Here is a 16,663-nt window from a genome sequence, read left to right as displayed (position 1 = left end):
AGTATATACTCTACTAGCTTGGTTATGCTGTATCTGAAAACGTTCTGGCTCAGATTGAAGCCGATGAGTCAGTCGAATACACTATTTGACTCCGGATATTTTGATAAGCCTCTCATGGATTAATTCCCGTTCGCCTGTAAGCTGTTTCCGTCCTTGCGGCGTGAGTTAGGGTTGTTCGCTGGGGTAACGCTATTGTCGTCGTTGACGCCCCCGCCGATACTGTCCTTGGCAACGATAGTGATCGAATCGAGAAGCGTATCACCGGCGGAGATGTCGGCCTCGAGGACGCCGTCGTTCGCGGGGCGCGGGTGGCGCTCGTCAGTCGCCTCTGCTGCGTCGCCGTCCCTAGTGTCGATGCGGACCCCGATCGGAACGTCCTCGCCGACTTCGAGGCCAACCGTCCCGCCGTTGGCGAGGCTGAAGACACCGTTTCCGCGAGGCACGTACGTTGCGGGAGGATTATCCTGACCGGATTTGACGTGTTCCCGCCCGATAATGAACGTGACAGCCTCGGTGTACTCACCGGTCTTGTCGATCCGGAATCCGACCTTTTGCGTCCCCTGGTTCCGGACGACGAATATGTCCTCAACACGGGTTAGCGCGTCGTCGTTCACCCTGTCGAGGTGAACCGCGAGCTGCCCGTTCTCCGTTCGCGCGTAATCTCCATTCGGACCTGAAGCCGGCTCTAACCCCAGGTACGCCTGCTCATCCCCAGCCACGTTCACCGATACAGTTCGGTCAGCGCCCACGCTGGTGAACGCGCCGGTGCCGACCGCCGCGGAGGTGCCTGTCGCCGCCACGCCGAGCGTGGCGAGGAGTTTTCGTCGGTTCATATTCGGTCCTTTTATTGAAGCCCACCGGCGGAGTCGAACCGCTAAGGCGTCCCCCCGATCAAGCGGAGGGGTTGCCTCGCACCGGCGTGGGTGAATGAAGACCCGACACGGCGAGTGAGCTACTCGTCCGGTCGAGTTCTATACGTTGTCTTTACGCTCAATTTGGTAGACGAAGCCGCCGCTAAACTCCACCTCGTTCAGATCACCACCTGCGTTCCACGAATCGGCAACTCGCGGCGAATTAATCACGCTCTCCCGCTCACTCGAAGAGACGAAGTACTGCTCAGTGATCAGGCCCGCCGAGCCCACTTCGTTCGGGGCGTCTTCGTCATCGGTCACCACGACAGGGTATCGCTTGAGTGTAACGGTGTGCGAGAGGCTATTGCTGACTCCGCTGCCAGGATCAACTGTTCCAACGGTTACGTCGTGATCAGACCCTGCGCTGGAGTCGCCAGCGATCGGGAAGAACACGTCCCAGTCGCTGTCTCCATCAGTATCAACCTCGGAGTTACGATTCTGCTGGTGGAAATCGGTACCACCGGGTTCCTCTTCAGTGTAGAGGGGCAGGTCTTCCTCAATCTCGTTGTTGGTGCCGACAAGACTAATCCCTCGTGCCGCCGGATCCGCGCCGACCTCCTGACCGGCCTCCCCGTCATCCCCACCTTGATCCCACGCGGAGATGCCGATACCGCCCCAGTCGTTGTTCCGGGTCTTAATATTCTTGACTGTGATGTTCCGACAGTTCGTGAGGAATAGCCCGGTTCCGCTCGTTGAAGATGCGTTCGGGTTCTCCCCGTCGGCCGTAACGTTTGCGAGCACCGCATCAGTTACGCCGTTGAGATCGACTTCGGAGAGTGACGATCCCTTGACGGTGACGTTCCTCACTTCGAGCCCTGTCACGCCGTAAATTTTCAGGCCGAAATAACCACTCGGATATCCTCCCCCGGTACTGACGGGGCCCTTGAGCGTGAAGTCCCTCAACGTGACATCCTCGGCGCCGGCTTCAATCTCAAGACCGTATCGGTTGGAGAACTGACTATCGTCACTCGCGTCGATGGTGACCTCTCCTTCCCCGGCACCACGTAGAGTAAGGCCACTCGCACTGCCCGGGATCACCGGCCGTTCTTCGTACGTTCCGGGCTGGACGATGATGTCGGTCCCGTCGGCGCTGTCGATGGCGCTCTGGATTGAGCTGAAGTCTCCGGTGTCCCCGTCCTGACTAACGACCAGCGCTTGGTCACCATCCGGACCGACGGATCCGGAATTCTCGGGCTTGTTAACGTCGGCCCGGATCGTCGCCGTGATGGTGTCGGAGCCGGTCGAGACGCTTTCGGTATCAACGTGGACACCGACCTTCGCGCCCTCGCCCGGGCTGAGGGTAAGCACGCTGTTCGAACTATCGTTCAGTTCCGTCGCCCGCGAATCGTTCGGGTAGAAGTAGAGGTTATTATCGTCAAACTTCGACCCACCGGAGAGCCTCGACCAGACGTAGATCGTCTGAGTACCCTGATTTGAGATCCGGAACACGTCGTCGAAATTGTACACGGAATCCTGGCCGACACCGCTACCGCTGTTGCCGCTCCCGGAGAAGTCCAGTCCGATCTGGTTAGACGATCCCTGGGTGGCGAACTGCCCGTTCGCGGTGTTCGAGGGCTTGATCGACAGGTACGCGTTGTTCTCGTTCGCCACCCGGACGGATACATCCCGAGTGGCTTCGGCTGTCGAGAACGCCCCGGTACCGACTGCGGCGCCCCCAGCAGCAGCGAACGATCCCATTCCGATGATGAGGTTGCGTCGTTTCATATGATTAGTTACCCGGCGTCCCGTCATTTTCGGCGACGAACGTCACTGAACCGCTGAAGCTGTTGGCCGATTCCCCGACCGCGTCGACGACTAGGTGGAGGTAGATGTCCTCGCCCGTGCCGAGGGTGTACGGACGCACGCTGCCGGCGTTCCCGCCGTCGAAGGCGAGCTGCGAGCTCGCGCCGGTCGTACTCCCGAATCTGGAATCGAACGTCGGGAACCCGCTCGCCTCGATGGTCACGAAGTCGCTCCCCGCGCCCAGGTTCTCAATATTGACCCAGAAGTTCACACTCTGAGTGCCCTGGTTCTTGACCCGCAGCAGGTCGTTGATCCGCGTCGTCGCGTCGGGATTGAATCCGTTCCCGTCAACGTTCGAGTTGCTGCTGCTGAAATCGAGGCTGACCTCTTTGCTGTTTACTTCCACGAAATCCGAGTTGGGACTGCTACTAACCGGTTCTAACCCGAGATACGCGCTCTTGTCACCGGCAACATTTACTTCGACTGTACGCTCCGCTGTCACACTTGTGAACGCCCCCGTACCTACTGCAGCTGCACTCCCTACAGCCAGTGCACCGAGACCAGTAATGAATTTTCGTCGGTTTGCCATTATTATCGTTGACCTCGTGTTGACCGATACGACCCACGGGCCGCCAACGCGGGACATCCCGCGTCACCCGGGGTCGCTCTACGACACCCATGGGGTCTATCCCATATCGTTATGAATTTCCAGAACCAGTTCCGGGCGGAGCTGAACCCCCGGCCGGCCGGTTCTGCCCCCGCTTGAATCCCGATTCGGTCGGTTCAGGCCCGACCTGAGACCCCTCTCGGGGACCGTTCAGGCTCGCCCTGAAGCGGCAATCGTTCCTGTTGAGATGCTATCTGATGTGATAGGATCCAATAAATAGAAAAAAACGGCTGTGAATGTAACTCGAATAAATGCGTTTATTCGGGTTTATAGGCCTTGAAACAGTTGTATAGCCGATCTTCAGGACCGGCTGTTAGAACGGAGAGAAAGTTTACCAGATTATCATAACCACTGGATTTATGTTGGCGTGTTCATATATGTCTGACAGAAATGGCGTCGGTACAGCAGATTGACGGGGAGGGGGCAGAACCGGCGACGGAGGTGTCCGAGGACGAGCTGTTCGACGTGCTGGCGAACCAGCGGCGGCGGTTCGCGGTTCACCTGCTGAAGCGGGAGGAGAAGGAGCGGTTCGAGATCGGCGACATGGCCGAGCAGATCGCGGCGTGGGAGAACGGGATCGACACGGCCGAGATCACCGGCAACGAGCGCAAGCGCGTGTACACCGCGCTCCAGCAGTCCCACCTGCCGAAGATGGACGACGCGGGCGTCGTCGAGTTCAACAAGGACCGGGGGATCGTCGAGCCCACGGAAGCGATCCAGAACGTCGACCTCTACATGGACGTCGTCGAGGGGAAGGAGATCCCGTGGAGCACCTACTACCTGGGGCTCTCGGGCGTCGCCACCGCGCTCACCGGCGCGGTGGCGCTGGACGCGTGGCCGTTCGTCCTCCTTCCCGACATGGCGTGGACGGTCGCCATCGTCGTGGCGTTCGCGTTCTCCGCGATCACGCACAAGTACTACACCGCGGAGATGAAGGTCGGCGAACCCGAGGAACCCCCGGAACTGAGGTAAGGCGAGCGGTTTCAAGCGGCGCTTTCTGCGGTTCCGGCGCCGCATAACCTTACGGTCGGGACGCGTTGGATCGAGTGAACGGACTGTGCGAACTCATCGCAAATGAAACGACGGAACTTCGTCCTACTGCTCGGCGGTGCGAGCTCCGGCGCGATGAGCGTCGGGACCGGCGCGTTCAGCAGCGTCTCGGCCGAGCGGGAGGTGTCGGTGAACGTCGTGGAAGACGAGAACGCGTATCTGGGGCTTGACGGGGATATTGAAAATGGAGTCGTACGAATCAAGAACCAGTTCGCCGGAACACTCGACCTAACCGTCACCGCGAAACTCGAATCAACGACTGGAGCGGTTGTGGTCGAAGCAGACGGCGGTGATATTCAGGTCGAGATCGAGGGAGAGGCGGACGAAGGCGACGAGGAAGGTAGCGAGGATGACGGGGAGTCGGACGCCGACAACCGTGCCGACATTACGATAGGCACAGGGAATTCCGCCGACGTGACCGCCGAGTGCGACGGAGGTGGAAGGCTGGACCTCGCACTCACCTTCTTGGGCAGGGTCGTAGACACCGGAACGACGGTAAATAAGACACGGACGTTTACGGTCAGGTGCGACGAGGACGACGACAGCGGCGAATCGAACGAGAACGTGAGTGAGCACGTCGAGAGAGTGAAATTCGCCGGGGGCGGCAAGAAGGTCCGTATCCTCACGACCGAGAACGGAGGCGGGGGCAACGGGATGGAAGGGGTCGTCGATGCGAAGCTGTACTGCGGTGACGGAGGAGAGAGTGTAAGCGAGGACTTCGAAGAGGTCCATGTAAACACGAAGCTGTGGATCGACGATTTCGAAGATGATTATCTCGAGGAGCCGATCGCCGGAGTTGGGATTGACGGACTCGGCATCTTCAAGAATCCAGATCCCGGAGCAGGGAACATCGTCAGTAACGCCGAGGACTATCCGTTCTAAGGTTCGTATCACTCTGTGATCGTCCATCCGAACAGTGGTATACAGTTCACACATAGCGAACGCTATGCCCACCATCTCCGCTCGCGTCCCCGACGACCTCGAAGCCGAACTCGAGGCATACCTCGAATCGGAACGGCTCGACCGGAGCACGGCGGTCAGAAAACTTCTCTCTGAGGGGCTCGACGAGTGGCGCCGAGAACGCGCGCTCGACCGGTTCACGGAGGGCGAGGTCTCGCTCGCGGGGGCCGCCGACCCCGCTGACCTGTCGGTTTGGGAGTTCGCGCGGCTCGTCGAGGAGTCTGACCACCCGTGGGTATCGGGCGACCACCTAGAAGCCGACCTCGACGACCTGTGACCTGGGTCTTCAACGCGACCGCGCTGATCTACCTTACGGAGGCGGAACGGCTGAGCGTCGTCGAGACGGTTTCGGATCCCCGGCTCGTCCCCGAACTGGTGTACCGCGAGGTCGTGACCGAGGGGATCGAGGCGGGCTACGACGACGCGCGCCGAATCGAGCGGGCGGTCGAAGACGGGTACATCGACGACTCCGCGGTCGCGACGCAGCTGGACCGTCACTCGGGACTGAGCGACGCCAATGTCGCGATGCTCGCGTGTGCCGACGCGCGCGCGATGGGGTCGCGGTGATGGACGAGGCCGCGTGGCGTTCGGCGGCCGCGGTCGAGGGCGTCGAGACGCGCGGGATCGCGTATATTGTCCTCGCCGGCGCGAGGGACGGGGGGCTGTCGAACGAAAAAGGGCGTGAGACCATCGACGCGATGATCGATCACGGCTGGTACGTGGCGCCCGACGTGTACACGAGGATCGTCGGAAAGTTGGAGTCGTTCGAGTAACGACTATTACGGCTCGTGAGAGAGTCCTCGGTATGGCATCGCCGCTCCCGCTATCGGAGGAGGAAAAGGAACGAATGCGGCGCGGCCGAGTCAGCTCCGGGATCGCGACCGACGAGGCGGACATCGACGAGATACTCTACGGCTGAGTTCGGGCGTCGATCTACTCCTCGCTGTTATCTTCCCCGTCGGTCTCACCTTCGGCCCGCAACGTCTCGTCCGCGAACTCCCGGATTCGCTTCTTCTCCTCGGCGCTCACGTCGACCGCCTGCGCGCTCTCGATCTGGCCGTTTACAACCGCGTTCTGCTGTGGGCCCCACACCTCCGGCGGCTGCGTTTTAATATACTCGGCCCACCGGATCACCTGCTCGTAGCGGGGCGGTCGCTCGGGACCGCCGTCGTCACTTCCGGCCGAGCCCTCCTCAGGCGTTCGTGAGTCGCCCATAGCGGTCTTCGACGTCGAGTCGTTCGACCTAGATTTCGAGCCGGTCGCGGGAAAGCATTGCTTCGAAACCGCTCCGTCCCGGGTCAGAACAGCCCGGGGACGAGGACGTAGCTCAGGAGCATTCCGAACAGTCCGGCGAACAGCGCGAACAGGGCCATCGGAACGATCGCCTTGCGGAGCAGGTCGCCCTCGCGGCCGGTGATGCCGACGACGCCGCAGATGGCGGCGACGTTGAGCACCGAGACCATGTTGCCGAGGCCGCCGCCGACGTTCTGGAGGCTGACGACGATCGTCCGGGAGAGGCCGACCGTCTCGGCGGCGTTGTACTGGAGCACGCTGAAGAGGATGTTCGAGGAGGTGTTGCTCCCGGTCATGAAGGAGCCGATGGCGCCGATCCACGGCGAGATCATCGGGAGCAGGCCGCCCGCACCGATCGCGAGCGCCCGGCTGAGCGCCTCCATCATGCCGAGGAGGTCCGCGGTGTTCGTCTGCGACTGGATCATCACCTGCGTCATCGACACCGCGATGATCAGCGTGAGCGCGGCGGGCGCGACCTGCTCGACCGAGCGCCGCCACGCGGCCCCCATCTCGTCGGTGTCCATCCTGTGGATGAGCCCCGTGAGGACGGCGATGGGGATGAACGGCATCGTCCCCGGGAGGTAGAGGTACTGGAGCGTGTAGCCGAGCTCCGTGCCGAGGATCGAGTCGACGCTGACCGAGAAGCTCTGGATCCACGCGAGCACCTCGGTGCCGGCGACGGTGAGGTTCGGCCACCGCGTGACGAGCAGCGCGACCGCGACGAGCAGGTACGGCGTCCACGCCAGCAGCACCGACATCTCCTTTTGCGGCTGGTCGCGGGAGATCTCGTCGAGGTCGAGCCCGCCGAGCCAGGTGTCGCTCCACGTCGAGTCGCTCGGGAAGTCCCACTCGCGGTCGGGGACGAGGACGTCGTTGTTCGCGAGCAGGAGCCCGACGCCGAGGACGACGAAGCCGGCCGCGATGTCGGGGAGCGCGGGGCCGACGAACCACGCGATCGCCAGCTGTGTCCCGCCGGTGACGGCGCCGAGCAGGAGCGCGAACGGGGCGATGGGGAGCGTGTCGCGGACGGCGCCGCCGACGCTCCGGCCGCCGTCGGCGTCGCCGAACCAGTACGTCAGGAAGAACACGCCGAGGAGGCCCCAGAACACGTACGTCACCCCCGTGACGACCCCGGACCACGCGGAGACCATCGAGAGGAACTCGGCGACGCTCACCGAGCCCGACAGCGCCGGTTCGATGACGGCGCCGGTCCCGCCGATGACCGGCGTCCCGGCCGCGCCGAACGGCGGGTTCGGCGCGTTGAAGAACAGGCCGAACACCGCGGCGGCCAGCGGCGGGAAGCCGAGCCCGATGAACAGCGGCGCGGCGAGCGCGCCGGGCGTCCCGAACCCGGCCGCGCCCTCGATGATCGTCATGAAGCCGAGCCCGATAAGCAGCACCTGGATGCGCCTGTCCTCCTCGATCTGCCCGAAGTACCACCGGATGGTGGCGATGGCGCCGCTTCCCTCGAGGTAGTTCATCAGGAGGATGGCGCCGAAGACGATGAGGATGATGTCGACCGCCTGAAACGCGCCGTAGACGGCCGACGCGACCAGCCAGTCGAGTTCCATGCCCCAGTACGTGATCCCGATCCCGGTCGCGAGCAGCCACCCGACCCCCATCGCCCGGGCGGCCGACCACCTGAGTCCGGCGAGCAGGACGAACGCGACCGCGATCGGGATGACACCGACGAACGCTAGCGTGAGGACGTTTGTCATGGTTGTGTCAATTGACCGTATATTGGCGTCCCGCAACGAAGCATATGTAATTTTCTTTTTTGACGATATTACCCGCACGGATCGATGACGCGATAGCGCGATCCGTCACTGACGTCGCGGACCGCGCGGCGGCCCGCCCGTTCAGCGCGGTCTCTCGGCGCGTGGCGGGAGGACCGGTGGCGCTCCGGCGCCGAGGGAGCCGCCGCCATCGGCTTCAGGTGGGCTTATATGCCTCCCGGCCGGAGCCGCGGCCATGGACGACCACTCGCACGAGCCCGATCCGGACAAGCGCGTGACCGCCCCGATGCAGGAGTTCGGCAGTCGCGAGGTCGGTATCGGCGCGGCCGTCACGCTCGTCGGCCTGCTGATCGCGTACGCGATCCCGTTCCTCGCGACCTTCTGAGCGCAGCGTTCGCTGCGTGTGAAATAGTTCCCGACGCGGTGTAGCGGTGCGACTACCGCGGGTACCAGGCGAGCGGGTGGTCCGCGGTGAGCTCCAGGGAGACGGGCTCGTCGAGGTCGAACTCCTCGACGTGGTTGTGGAGGCAGTGGACCGCCTCGCCGGAGTCGAGCTCGACCCGGTAGACGAACGAGGGGCCGACGTACTGCCGCGAGGTGACGACGCCGTCTGCGAGGTCGGGGCTCGCCGGCGTCGCGCGGAGGTCGTCGGGGCGCACGAGGACGTCGACGGGCGCGCCGTCGTAGACGGTGTCGTACCCCTCCAGCGTCACCGCGTCGAAGCGGCCGATCCCGGTGTCGACCTTCCCGTCGCGGAGCTCGCCCTCCAGGAACGACGCCCGCCCGAGGAAGGAGGCGACGAACTTCGACTCGGGGCGCTCGAAGACTGACTCGGGGCGGCCGACCTGCTCGATCGTCCCGTCGTTCATCACGGCGACGCGGTCGGAGATGGAGAGCGCCTCCTCCTGGTCGTGGGTGACCGAGACCGCGGTGACGCCCGCCTCCTTCAGGATACGGCGCACCTCCTCGCGCATCTCCACGCGGAGCCGCACGTCAAGGTTCGAGAACGGCTCGTCTAAGAGGAGCACCTCGGGCTCGGGCGCGAGCGAGCGGGCGAGCGCGACGCGCTGCTTCTGGCCGCCGGAGAGCTGGTCGGGCGTCTTCCCGCCGTGGTCGACCATCTCGACCAGTTCGAGCAGTTCGTCGACGCGCGCCTCGCTCTCGGCGGCGTCGGCGTCGGTCAGGCCGAACGCGATGTTCTCGCGGACGGTGAGGTGGGGGAACAGCGCGAAGTTCTGGAAGACGATGCCCACGTCGCGCTGCTCGGGCGGGACGAACGCCCCGTCGCCGGCGACCACCTCGTCACCGAGGGCGATCCGACCCTCGGTCGGCTCCTCGAGGCCCGCGATGGTTCGGAGCGTCGTCGTCTTGCCGCACCCGGAGGGGCCGAGGAACGTCAGCAGTTCGCCGGACCGGACGTCGAGCGAGACGTCGTCGACGGCGGTCTCGGGGCCGAACGCCTTCGTAACGGCAGACAGCGACAACACCGGGTCTCCGGGCGACGAGCCCGCGTCGTCGGAAGCGGTGTCCGTTCGATGACCGCCCGTCGCGTCGTCCGACTCGACCGAGCGCGTCGTGCCGACTGGTTCCGTGGATGCCATCGATGAGGGGCGGGCGCCGGGCGACCGGCGTCCCGCGGTTGCCGTCACATACTTTAGGAGCACCTAAAAGCGTATCGCTCGCTCTCGCGCCGCCGAAGTCGGGAGAACGCGAGAGCCGATCACGGCCAGGCGGGGCCCGTCCGTCGCTTCGCGACGGTTCAGGACAATTCCCGATCGATAACGTCGCGGTGGTCGCGGACCGCGTCGGCCGGGAGCGCGACCGACTCGTCACCGACCGCGAGCGAGAGCGTCCCGTCGGTCGTCACCTCGCCGACCCGGAAGACGGGGAGGTCGCCCGCCGCGGCCGCGACCGCCTCGGGGTCGGTCGTCTGGACGAGGAGGCGTCCGGGCGTCTCGTCGAAGGCCGCGACGCGGTCGGGAAGCGTCGCGTCGACGCCGGCGTCGCCGGTCACCAGCTCCGCGAGCGCGACCGCGAGCCCGCCCTCGCTCACGTCGTGAGCGGCGAGCGTCGACTCGTGGCGGGCGGCCGCCGCCAGCGACGCGACGAGGCCGCCGAGGTCGTCCGCGGCGCCGGACTCGTCCGGCAGCGTCGGGAACCGGTCGCTCCCGCCGGCGTGCGCGAGGTACTCGGAACCGCCGAGCGCGTCGCCGCCGGCGCCGACGAGCAGCAGTTCGGAGTCGGCCGCGCGCTCGCCGTCGAGCGCGGCCGGCGGCGCGTCGTAGCCCCGCGTCGTCCCCAGCACCGCGAGCGTCGGCGTCGGGGGGATCGGGCCCTCGACGCTGTCGTTATACAGCGAGACGTTACCGCCGACGACGGGCGCGTCGAGCGCGGCGCAGGCGTCCGCGAGCCCGTCGACGATCCCCTCGAACGCGCCGTACACGTCCGGCTTCTCGGGGTTGCCGCCGTTGAGGCAGTCGACCGCGGCGAGCGGGACCGCGCCGGTCGCGGCGAGGTTCGTCGCGTTCTCCAGCGCGACCGCGCGGGCGCCCTCGTACGGCGCGACCGCGGTCCACTTCGGGTTCGCGCCGGCGGCGAGCGCGAGGCCGACGCCGTCGCCGGGGTCGTCGCCCGCCTCGTCGGCTCCGGTCTCCGTTTCCGTCTCTCGGACCGCCAGCAGCGCGGCGTCGTCGCCCGGCTTCAGGGCCGTGCGCGTCCCGACCTCGTGGTCGTACTGCCGGTACACCCAGCGCTTGCTCGCGGTCGAGGGCGCTCCGAGGACGGCCGCGACCGCCTCGTCGAGCGGGGGCTCGTCGTCGGGGAGGTCGCGCTCGGGCGGGCTCGGGGGCTCGCTCTCGAGGTCGTTCATCGGGGCGCCGTCCGCGAGGAACTCGGCGGGCGCGTCGACGACGACCTCGCGGTCGCCCGCGCCGCCGTCGTCCTCGGCGTCGCGCGCGAACTCGCAGACGTAGTTCCCGTCGGTCACCTCGCCGATGACCGAGCAGCCGAGGTCGAACCGCTCCGCGAGCGCGGCGACGCGGTCGACGTCGTCGGGCGCGACCTCGTAGCACATCCGCTCTTGGCTCTCGGCGAGCAGGATCTCGGTGGGGTTCATGTTCGGCTCGCGCTGGTGGACGCGGTCGAGGTGGATCCGCGCGCCGAGCCCGCCCTTCGCGACGAGCTCCGAGGAGGCGCCGCCGAGCCCGGCCGCGCCGAGGTCGCGGGCCGAGCGGATCAGGTCCTCGTCCACGAGGGCCTCGTTACACTCGATCAGTCGCTTCTCGGCGTAGGGGTCGCCCACCTGTACCGCGGGGCGGTCCTCGGTCTCGGCGTCCTCCGCGAGGTCTTCCGAGGCGAAGGACGCGCCGCCGAGCCCGTCGCGGCCGGTGCCGTTGCCGACGAGGACCAGTTTGTTGCCCGGCTCGTTCGCGGTGGCCGTGACGAGCCGGTCCTCGTCCGTGACGCCGACGCAGGCGACGTTGACGAGGGGATTCCCCTCGTAGCCGGCGTGGAAGGCGACGCTGCCGCCGACCGTTGGGACGCCGATACAGTTGCCGTAGTGGGAGATGCCCTCGACGACGCCCTCGAAGAGGTACCGGGAGCGCTCGCGGTCGAAGCCGCCGAAGTACAGCGAGTCGAGGAGTCCGATCGGGTACGCGCCCATGCTCATCGTGTCGCGGACGATGCCGCCGACGCCGGTGGCCGCGCCGTCGAACGGGTCGACGAACGAGGGGTGGTTGTGGCTCTCGACGCCGAACGTGACGTAGGTGTCGCCGTAGTCGTCGGCGTCGCGCTCGGCCGCGGGACGGTCCGCCGCGTCGGGCTCCGGCAGCGCGAGGACCGCGGCGTCGTCGCCGGGACCGACCACGACCTGGTCGCCCTCGCTGTCGAACGCCGACAGCAAGGGCCGCGAGGAGCGGTACGCGCAGTGCTCGCTCCAGAGGTTCTCGAACAGCGCGGCCTCGGCCGCCGTCGGTTCCCGACCGAGCTCCGCGGTCACGAGCTCGCGGTCCGCATCGGACAGACTCATTCACTTACGTGGTTACCGAGCCGGTTCTAATGCTTTTCTATACGCACGTTCGTGTTGATACCTCGTCCGTGACCACACACGGATCGCGGTGCTGTGCGGTGGCGCGTGCCTGCGAGCGGCCGCCCTCGGCGGCCGCGAGGAGCACGCGCGAGGGAGTCGCGAGCGGTGCGGGCGACCGGAGGGAGCCCCAAGCGAGCGACGAGGCTGGGGAGGTGTGAGGCGCTGTGCGGTGCGGTCGGGTGGGACTCGAAGGGGCAGCCGTGAGGCGGGCGCAGACGACGCAAGCACCGCAGGGAGCGAACGAAGTGAGCGACCGAGGAGCACAGCGAGTGTGCGCCCGCCTCACGGCTGGGGCTTCGATGTTGTTCGTGTCGATCAGTTATTTATTACAACCACTGTCGTATCTCCTCCCGACTGAGGCTTTGGCGGTGTTCGCCGCCGATCCGCAACCGACAATTTATAACAGATCGACTCGCGCTCCCGCGACCAGTTATAGGAAAATCGTCACCGCGGCGAAGACGACCACCGTCCCCGCAACGCCGACTCCCACCGCCTTCGCGTTGAGCCGGACCGCCTTCTTGCGGTCCGCGGCGAGCGCCTCCTCGTTTTGGATCTCGTTCGCCCCGTCGCCCACGTCGAAGACGCCCATGCCGGCGAAGCCGATACAGAAGCGCTCGCGGTACTGTAACGCCCCCATCGCGGCGCCGTACAGCGGGAGCACGGAGGCGATCAGCGCCCACCGCGGCCACGCGAGCGCGACGACCGCCGCGACGTAGGCCGCGGCCGCCACCAGCGACCCGACGCCGAGGAGGAGCCGCCGTCGCTGTTGGGTCGGTCCGATGTTACACACGCCCGGTTGGTACTCCATACCACCGGAACGGGCGGGAGAAGCAAAGCCTCAACGGATCGGGGTCGAGGCGGACGGGAAGCGGGGACGGCCGCAACGATGGTTTATTACCGGCCGGCCTGAAGTCCGAGGCGAACACAGATGGGGGACCGCGACGAGGGTCGGCAGGCGCGGGACCTGCGCCGGTACGAGACGATCCTGGAGTCGCTCGACGACGCCGTCTACGCGATTCGATCCGACGGGACGATCGTCTACGTCAACGAGCGGTACGCGGAGATGAAAGGCGTCGACCGCGAGGAACTCCTCGGAACGGACATCTACGACTGGGTGAGCGAGGAGACCGCGGAGCGGGCGCGCCGGGAGCGCGCGGCGATGCGCGAGGAGGGCCGCGACGCCGGCGTGATCGAGTACGAGTTCGAGACCGAACACGGCGACTCGTTCCCCGCGGAGATGCGGTTCGGCCAAACCGACCGAACCGGCCAAACCGACCGAACCGGCCAAACCGACCGCACCGGCCAAACCGACCGAACCGGCCAAACCGACCGCACCGGCCGGGCCGACCTCGACGATCGAGATGAGCTCGGCCGGGTGGGCGTCATCCGGGACATCACCGAGCGGAAGCGCCGAGAGCGGGAGTTGGAGCGGCAGAACGAGCGGCTCGACGAGTTCGCGAGCATCGTCTCGCACGACCTCCGGAACCCGCTGGACGTGGCGCGGGGGCACCTCGACCTCGCCCGCGAGGAGGGCGACGCCGAACACCTCGACGCGGTCGCGCGGGCCCACGACCGCATGGCGACGCTCATCGACGACCTCCTGACGCTGGCGCGCGAGGGCGTCGACGTCGAGTCGCTCGAACCGGTCGACCTCGGCGCGGTCACCGAGGAGTGCTGGACGGGCGTCGACACCGCGGACGCGGCCCTGCGCGCGGAGGCGACGACGGCGGTCCGCGCCGACCGGAGCCGGCTCAAACAGCTGCTCGAGAACCTCCTGCGGAACGCCGTCTCGCACGGGGGCTCGGCGGTCACCGTCACCGTCGGTGACCTCGAGGACGGGTTCTACGTCGCGGACGACGGCCCGGGGATTCCCGAGGACGAACGCGAGGAGGTCCTCGAAGCCGGCCACACGACGGACCCGGACGGGACGGGATTCGGCCTCGCCATCGTCAAACGCGTCGCCGAGGCGCACGGGTGGGACGTGAGCGTCACCGCGGGATCCGACGGCGGGGCGCGCTTCGAGTTCACCGGCGTCCACGTCGAGTGATCGGCGGCGAGGCGGCGGCCACCGATGCGACTCGCGCGCCGCGGTGGAAACCGTGAAATGGCCGGCGGGCGAGGGGTCCGTGTGAAACGGATCCAGCTCGGCAACACCGTCTTCGAGGGCGCGAACGACGTCTACCTCCTCGACGGCGAGGCGACCGCGCTCGTCGACACCGGCGTCGCGCTCCCGGCGGTACGCGAGGAGTTGGTCGACGGTCTCGCGGAGCACGGGCTCTCGTTCCGCGATGTCGACGCGATCGCGCTCACCCACTGGCACCCGGACCACGCGGGGCTCGCCGGCGAGATTCAGGCCGCGGGCGGCGCCGAGGTGTACGTCCACGAGGCCGACGCGGCACTCGTCGACGGGACCGAGACGCCGCTGTTCGCCGACCGCGACCTCCAGCGCGAGACGTTCGAGCGGTGGGGGATGCCCGACGCCGACCGGGAGCGCCTGAGCGGCTTCTTCGACGCGGTCAGCGCGGACCTCTCGGGGCGACCGGCGGACGTGACGACGGTTTCCGACGGCGACGCGATCAGGGCCGGCGGCGTCGGGCTCGAGGTCCTCCACCTCCCCGGCCACACCGCGGGGCTCTCCGGGTTCGCGTTCGACCCGCGAACGGTGCCGGGCCACGACCCCGTGGCGGGGGACGACGCGACGGAGGAGGCCTTCACCGGCGACGCGCTCCTCCCGAAGTACACCCCGAACGTCGGCGGCGCGGACGTGCGCGTCGAGGGGGCGCTCGCCGCCTACGCCGAGAGCCTCGCGCGGATCGTCGCCCGCGACTTCGACGCCGCCCACCCCGGCCACCGCCGACGGATCGACGACCCGAGCCGACGCGCGGCGGCGATCCTCGACCACCACCGCCACCGGACCCGCCGGGTGATCGAGGTCCTCGACGGGTCGGGGCCCGCGACCGCGTGGGAGGTCTCCGCCGCACTGTTCGGCTCGCTGGAGGAGATCCACGTCCTCCACGGCCCCGGGGAGGCGTTCTCGCACCTCGACCACCTCGCGGCCGCCGGCGTCGTCGAGCGCGACGGGACCGCGTACCGCCTCGTCGACCCTGACCCCGATGTCGGCGCACTGTTCCCGACCACGCCGCTCGACGACCTCGTGGACGGAAGCGAGGGCGCGTAGCGGGCGCCCCGACCGAGCGCGCGGGCAGCCCGCCGCTCGCCGAAAGCTATTCGTGGCGACCGGCGTATTCGGGGACGTGAAGCGGGACGCCCTCGTCGCGGTCGTCGTCGCCCTCCTCGCCCTCGTCGCGCTCGGCGTCGCGGCAGCGACGCTGAACACCGCCGTCGACACCGGTAGCGGCGGGTTCGGCGGAGGCGCCGGGGACGCCCCGAGCGTCGGAGAGGGGAGCGGGACCCCCGGGATCCTCACCTCGTCGGGCGAGGCGGGTACGGTGTCGGTCTCGGGGATCTGCCTCCCGTTCCTCAGGGAGCCACCGGCCGTCGCGGCGCTCGTCTTCGGGGTGCTACTGATCGCCGCCGTGACGTACCGCGACACCGCGTCGGCGTTCGTGAGCGTTACCGTTGCCGGCGTGATGGGCACGCCGGTCGGCTTCCTCTTTTGGGTGCTGTCGACGTGCGGTTCGGGCGCGGGAGCCGTCTCGGCCGCGCTCGGCCTCGGCGGGAACGGAACCGGGCTGTTGCCGGCCGGCGCCGTCGGCGGTAGCGGACTCGGCAGCGGGGAGGGCGCGGCGTCGGCACCGCAGATCCTGTTCGCGGTCGTCATCGCCGTCGCGGTCGTCGCGAGCGTCGCCGCCCTCCTCCTCGCCGGCGGCGACGACGAAGGGACCGGGGGCGACGGGAGCGGCCGGCCCGATCCACCGGCCGAGGAACCGCCGGACCTCGACGCGGTCGGGCGGACGGCCGGCGAGGCCGCGGACCGGATCGAGTCGTCTGAGGCGGACAACGAGGTGTACCGCGCGTGGCGCGACATGACCGACGCGCTCGACGTCGACCGCCCGGCCTCGTCGACGCCGGCTGAGTTCGCGACCGCCGCGGTCGACGCCGGGGTCGACGAGGCGCCGGTGACCGCGCTCACCGAGGTGTTCGAGCGCGTGCGGTACGGCGGCGAGGACGCGACGGACGACCGCGAGCGCCGCGCCGTCGAGGCGCTGCGCGAGATCGAAGAACGGCACGGGGGGGAGTCGTGAGCCGCAGT

Annotated in this window: 15 protein-coding genes and 1 pseudogene; 8 read left to right on the top strand and 8 right to left on the bottom strand. The window is 67.3% G+C overall.

Features of this window, described 5'->3' with window-relative positions; all coding sequences use genetic code 11:
* Positions 1-119: 119 nt before the first annotated feature.
* From EXE45_RS06200 to EXE45_RS06190, 3 genes are all read right to left on the bottom strand, one after another.
* Positions 120-833, bottom strand: coding sequence for a hypothetical protein (locus EXE45_RS06200; protein WP_137693823.1), 714 nt, complete (start codon positions 831-833; stop codon positions 120-122).
* Positions 834-971: 138 nt separating this feature from the next.
* Complete coding sequence (locus tag EXE45_RS06195) at positions 972-2,636, bottom strand: DUF1102 domain-containing protein (RefSeq protein ID WP_158294251.1); 1,665 nt, start codon at positions 2,634-2,636, stop codon at positions 972-974.
* Positions 2,637-2,640: 4 nt separating this feature from the next.
* Positions 2,641-3,243, bottom strand: coding sequence for a DUF1102 domain-containing protein (locus tag EXE45_RS06190; protein WP_137693821.1), 603 nt, complete (start codon positions 3,241-3,243; stop codon positions 2,641-2,643).
* A 468-nt stretch (positions 3,244-3,711) separates the two neighbouring features.
* Between EXE45_RS06190 and EXE45_RS06185 the strand changes: the two genes are divergently transcribed.
* From EXE45_RS06185 to EXE45_RS21800, 4 genes and pseudogenes are all read left to right on the top strand, one after another.
* A complete protein-coding gene (locus EXE45_RS06185; protein ID WP_137693820.1) occupies positions 3,712-4,293 on the top strand; it encodes a hypothetical protein in 582 nt (193 codons plus the stop codon).
* A gap of 153 nt (positions 4,294-4,446) precedes the next feature.
* Entirely contained in the window at positions 4,447-5,253 is an 807-nt protein-coding gene (locus tag EXE45_RS06180; RefSeq protein ID WP_158294250.1) for a hypothetical protein, read from the top strand.
* Positions 5,254-5,317: 64 nt separating this feature from the next.
* Positions 5,318-5,608 carry a hypothetical protein gene (locus EXE45_RS06175; RefSeq protein ID WP_137693818.1) on the top strand — a complete coding sequence of 97 codons (291 nt, stop codon included), beginning with the start codon at positions 5,318-5,320 and terminating at the stop codon, positions 5,606-5,608.
* Positions 5,605-6,104, top strand: a pseudogene (locus tag EXE45_RS21800) (DUF3368 domain-containing protein). Before EXE45_RS06175 ends, EXE45_RS21800 begins: the two are co-directional and overlap by 4 nt.
* A gap of 160 nt (positions 6,105-6,264) precedes the next feature.
* On the opposite strand, the gene EXE45_RS06165 reads toward EXE45_RS21800, so the two are convergent.
* Both EXE45_RS06165 and EXE45_RS06160 read right to left on the bottom strand, forming a co-directional pair.
* A complete protein-coding gene (locus EXE45_RS06165; RefSeq protein WP_137693817.1) occupies positions 6,265-6,546 on the bottom strand; it encodes a hypothetical protein in 282 nt (93 codons plus the stop codon).
* 83 nt (positions 6,547-6,629) lie between these two features.
* Complete coding sequence (locus EXE45_RS06160) at positions 6,630-8,342, bottom strand: L-lactate permease (protein WP_137693816.1); 1,713 nt, start codon at positions 8,340-8,342, stop codon at positions 6,630-6,632.
* Positions 8,343-8,595: 253 nt separating this feature from the next.
* Here EXE45_RS06160 and EXE45_RS20365 point away from each other — a divergent pair, with 253 nt between their 5' ends.
* Positions 8,596-8,745 carry a hypothetical protein gene (locus tag EXE45_RS20365; protein WP_167603354.1) on the top strand — a complete coding sequence of 50 codons (150 nt, stop codon included), beginning with the start codon at positions 8,596-8,598 and terminating at the stop codon, positions 8,743-8,745.
* Positions 8,746-8,797: 52 nt separating this feature from the next.
* Here EXE45_RS20365 and EXE45_RS06155 read toward each other — a convergent pair whose 3' ends face one another.
* From EXE45_RS06155 to EXE45_RS06145, 3 genes are all read right to left on the bottom strand, one after another.
* The gene (locus EXE45_RS06155) at positions 8,798-9,961 is read right to left on the bottom strand and encodes an ABC transporter ATP-binding protein (RefSeq protein WP_137693815.1); all 1,164 of its coding nucleotides are present in this window, start codon (positions 9,959-9,961) and stop codon (positions 8,798-8,800) included.
* A gap of 158 nt (positions 9,962-10,119) precedes the next feature.
* Positions 10,120-12,390 (bottom strand): phosphoribosylformylglycinamidine synthase subunit PurL, encoded by a 2,271-nt coding sequence (gene purL / locus EXE45_RS06150; RefSeq protein ID WP_137693814.1) that lies wholly within the window; start codon positions 12,388-12,390, stop codon positions 10,120-10,122.
* 490 nt (positions 12,391-12,880) lie between these two features.
* Positions 12,881-13,258 carry a hypothetical protein gene (locus EXE45_RS06145; protein ID WP_092920955.1) on the bottom strand — a complete coding sequence of 126 codons (378 nt, stop codon included), beginning with the start codon at positions 13,256-13,258 and terminating at the stop codon, positions 12,881-12,883.
* Positions 13,259-13,378: 120 nt separating this feature from the next.
* Between EXE45_RS06145 and EXE45_RS21745 the strand changes: the two genes are divergently transcribed.
* The 3 genes from EXE45_RS21745 (at position 13,379) to EXE45_RS06130 (ending at position 16,655) form a co-directional block, all read left to right on the top strand.
* On the top strand, positions 13,379-14,497 hold the full coding sequence (locus EXE45_RS21745; protein ID WP_137693813.1) for an ATP-binding protein: 1,119 nt from the start codon (positions 13,379-13,381) through the stop codon (positions 14,495-14,497).
* Between the two features lie 81 nt (positions 14,498-14,578).
* Positions 14,579-15,628 (top strand): MBL fold metallo-hydrolase, encoded by a 1,050-nt coding sequence (locus EXE45_RS06135; protein WP_092920953.1) that lies wholly within the window; start codon positions 14,579-14,581, stop codon positions 15,626-15,628.
* Between the two features lie 76 nt (positions 15,629-15,704).
* On the top strand, positions 15,705-16,655 hold the full coding sequence (locus EXE45_RS06130; protein ID WP_137693812.1) for a DUF4129 domain-containing protein: 951 nt from the start codon (positions 15,705-15,707) through the stop codon (positions 16,653-16,655).
* The last annotated feature ends 8 nt before the right edge of the window (positions 16,656-16,663 follow it).

Source organism: Halorubrum sp. SP9 (assembly GCF_005435015.1).
In the GTDB taxonomy this organism is placed as follows: domain Archaea; phylum Halobacteriota; class Halobacteria; order Halobacteriales; family Haloferacaceae; genus Halorubrum; species Halorubrum sodomense.
The sequence above is the reverse complement of the archived record's forward strand: the minus strand, read 5'-3'. Positions and strand labels throughout refer to the sequence as shown.

Coding starts and splice junctions, on each gene's coding strand:
- EXE45_RS06200 (WP_137693823.1), bottom strand. CDS start 833: ATGAACCGACGAAAACTCCTCGCCACGCTCGGCGTGGCGGCGACAGGC.
- EXE45_RS06195 (WP_158294251.1), bottom strand. CDS start 2,636: ATGAAACGACGCAACCTCATCATCGGAATGGGATCGTTCGCTGCTGCT.
- EXE45_RS06190 (WP_137693821.1), bottom strand. CDS start 3,243: ATGGCAAACCGACGAAAATTCATTACTGGTCTCGGTGCACTGGCTGTA.
- EXE45_RS06185 (WP_137693820.1), top strand. CDS start 3,712: ATGGCGTCGGTACAGCAGATTGACGGGGAGGGGGCAGAACCGGCGACG.
- EXE45_RS06180 (WP_158294250.1), top strand. CDS start 4,447: ATGAGCGTCGGGACCGGCGCGTTCAGCAGCGTCTCGGCCGAGCGGGAG.
- EXE45_RS06175 (WP_137693818.1), top strand. CDS start 5,318: ATGCCCACCATCTCCGCTCGCGTCCCCGACGACCTCGAAGCCGAACTC.
- EXE45_RS06165 (WP_137693817.1), bottom strand. CDS start 6,546: ATGGGCGACTCACGAACGCCTGAGGAGGGCTCGGCCGGAAGTGACGAC.
- EXE45_RS06160 (WP_137693816.1), bottom strand. CDS start 8,342: ATGACAAACGTCCTCACGCTAGCGTTCGTCGGTGTCATCCCGATCGCG.
- EXE45_RS20365 (WP_167603354.1), top strand. CDS start 8,596: ATGGACGACCACTCGCACGAGCCCGATCCGGACAAGCGCGTGACCGCC.
- EXE45_RS06155 (WP_137693815.1), bottom strand. CDS start 9,961: ATGGCATCCACGGAACCAGTCGGCACGACGCGCTCGGTCGAGTCGGAC.
- purL (WP_137693814.1), bottom strand. CDS start 12,390: ATGAGTCTGTCCGATGCGGACCGCGAGCTCGTGACCGCGGAGCTCGGT.
- EXE45_RS06145 (WP_092920955.1), bottom strand. CDS start 13,258: ATGGAGTACCAACCGGGCGTGTGTAACATCGGACCGACCCAACAGCGA.
- EXE45_RS21745 (WP_137693813.1), top strand. CDS start 13,379: ATGGGGGACCGCGACGAGGGTCGGCAGGCGCGGGACCTGCGCCGGTAC.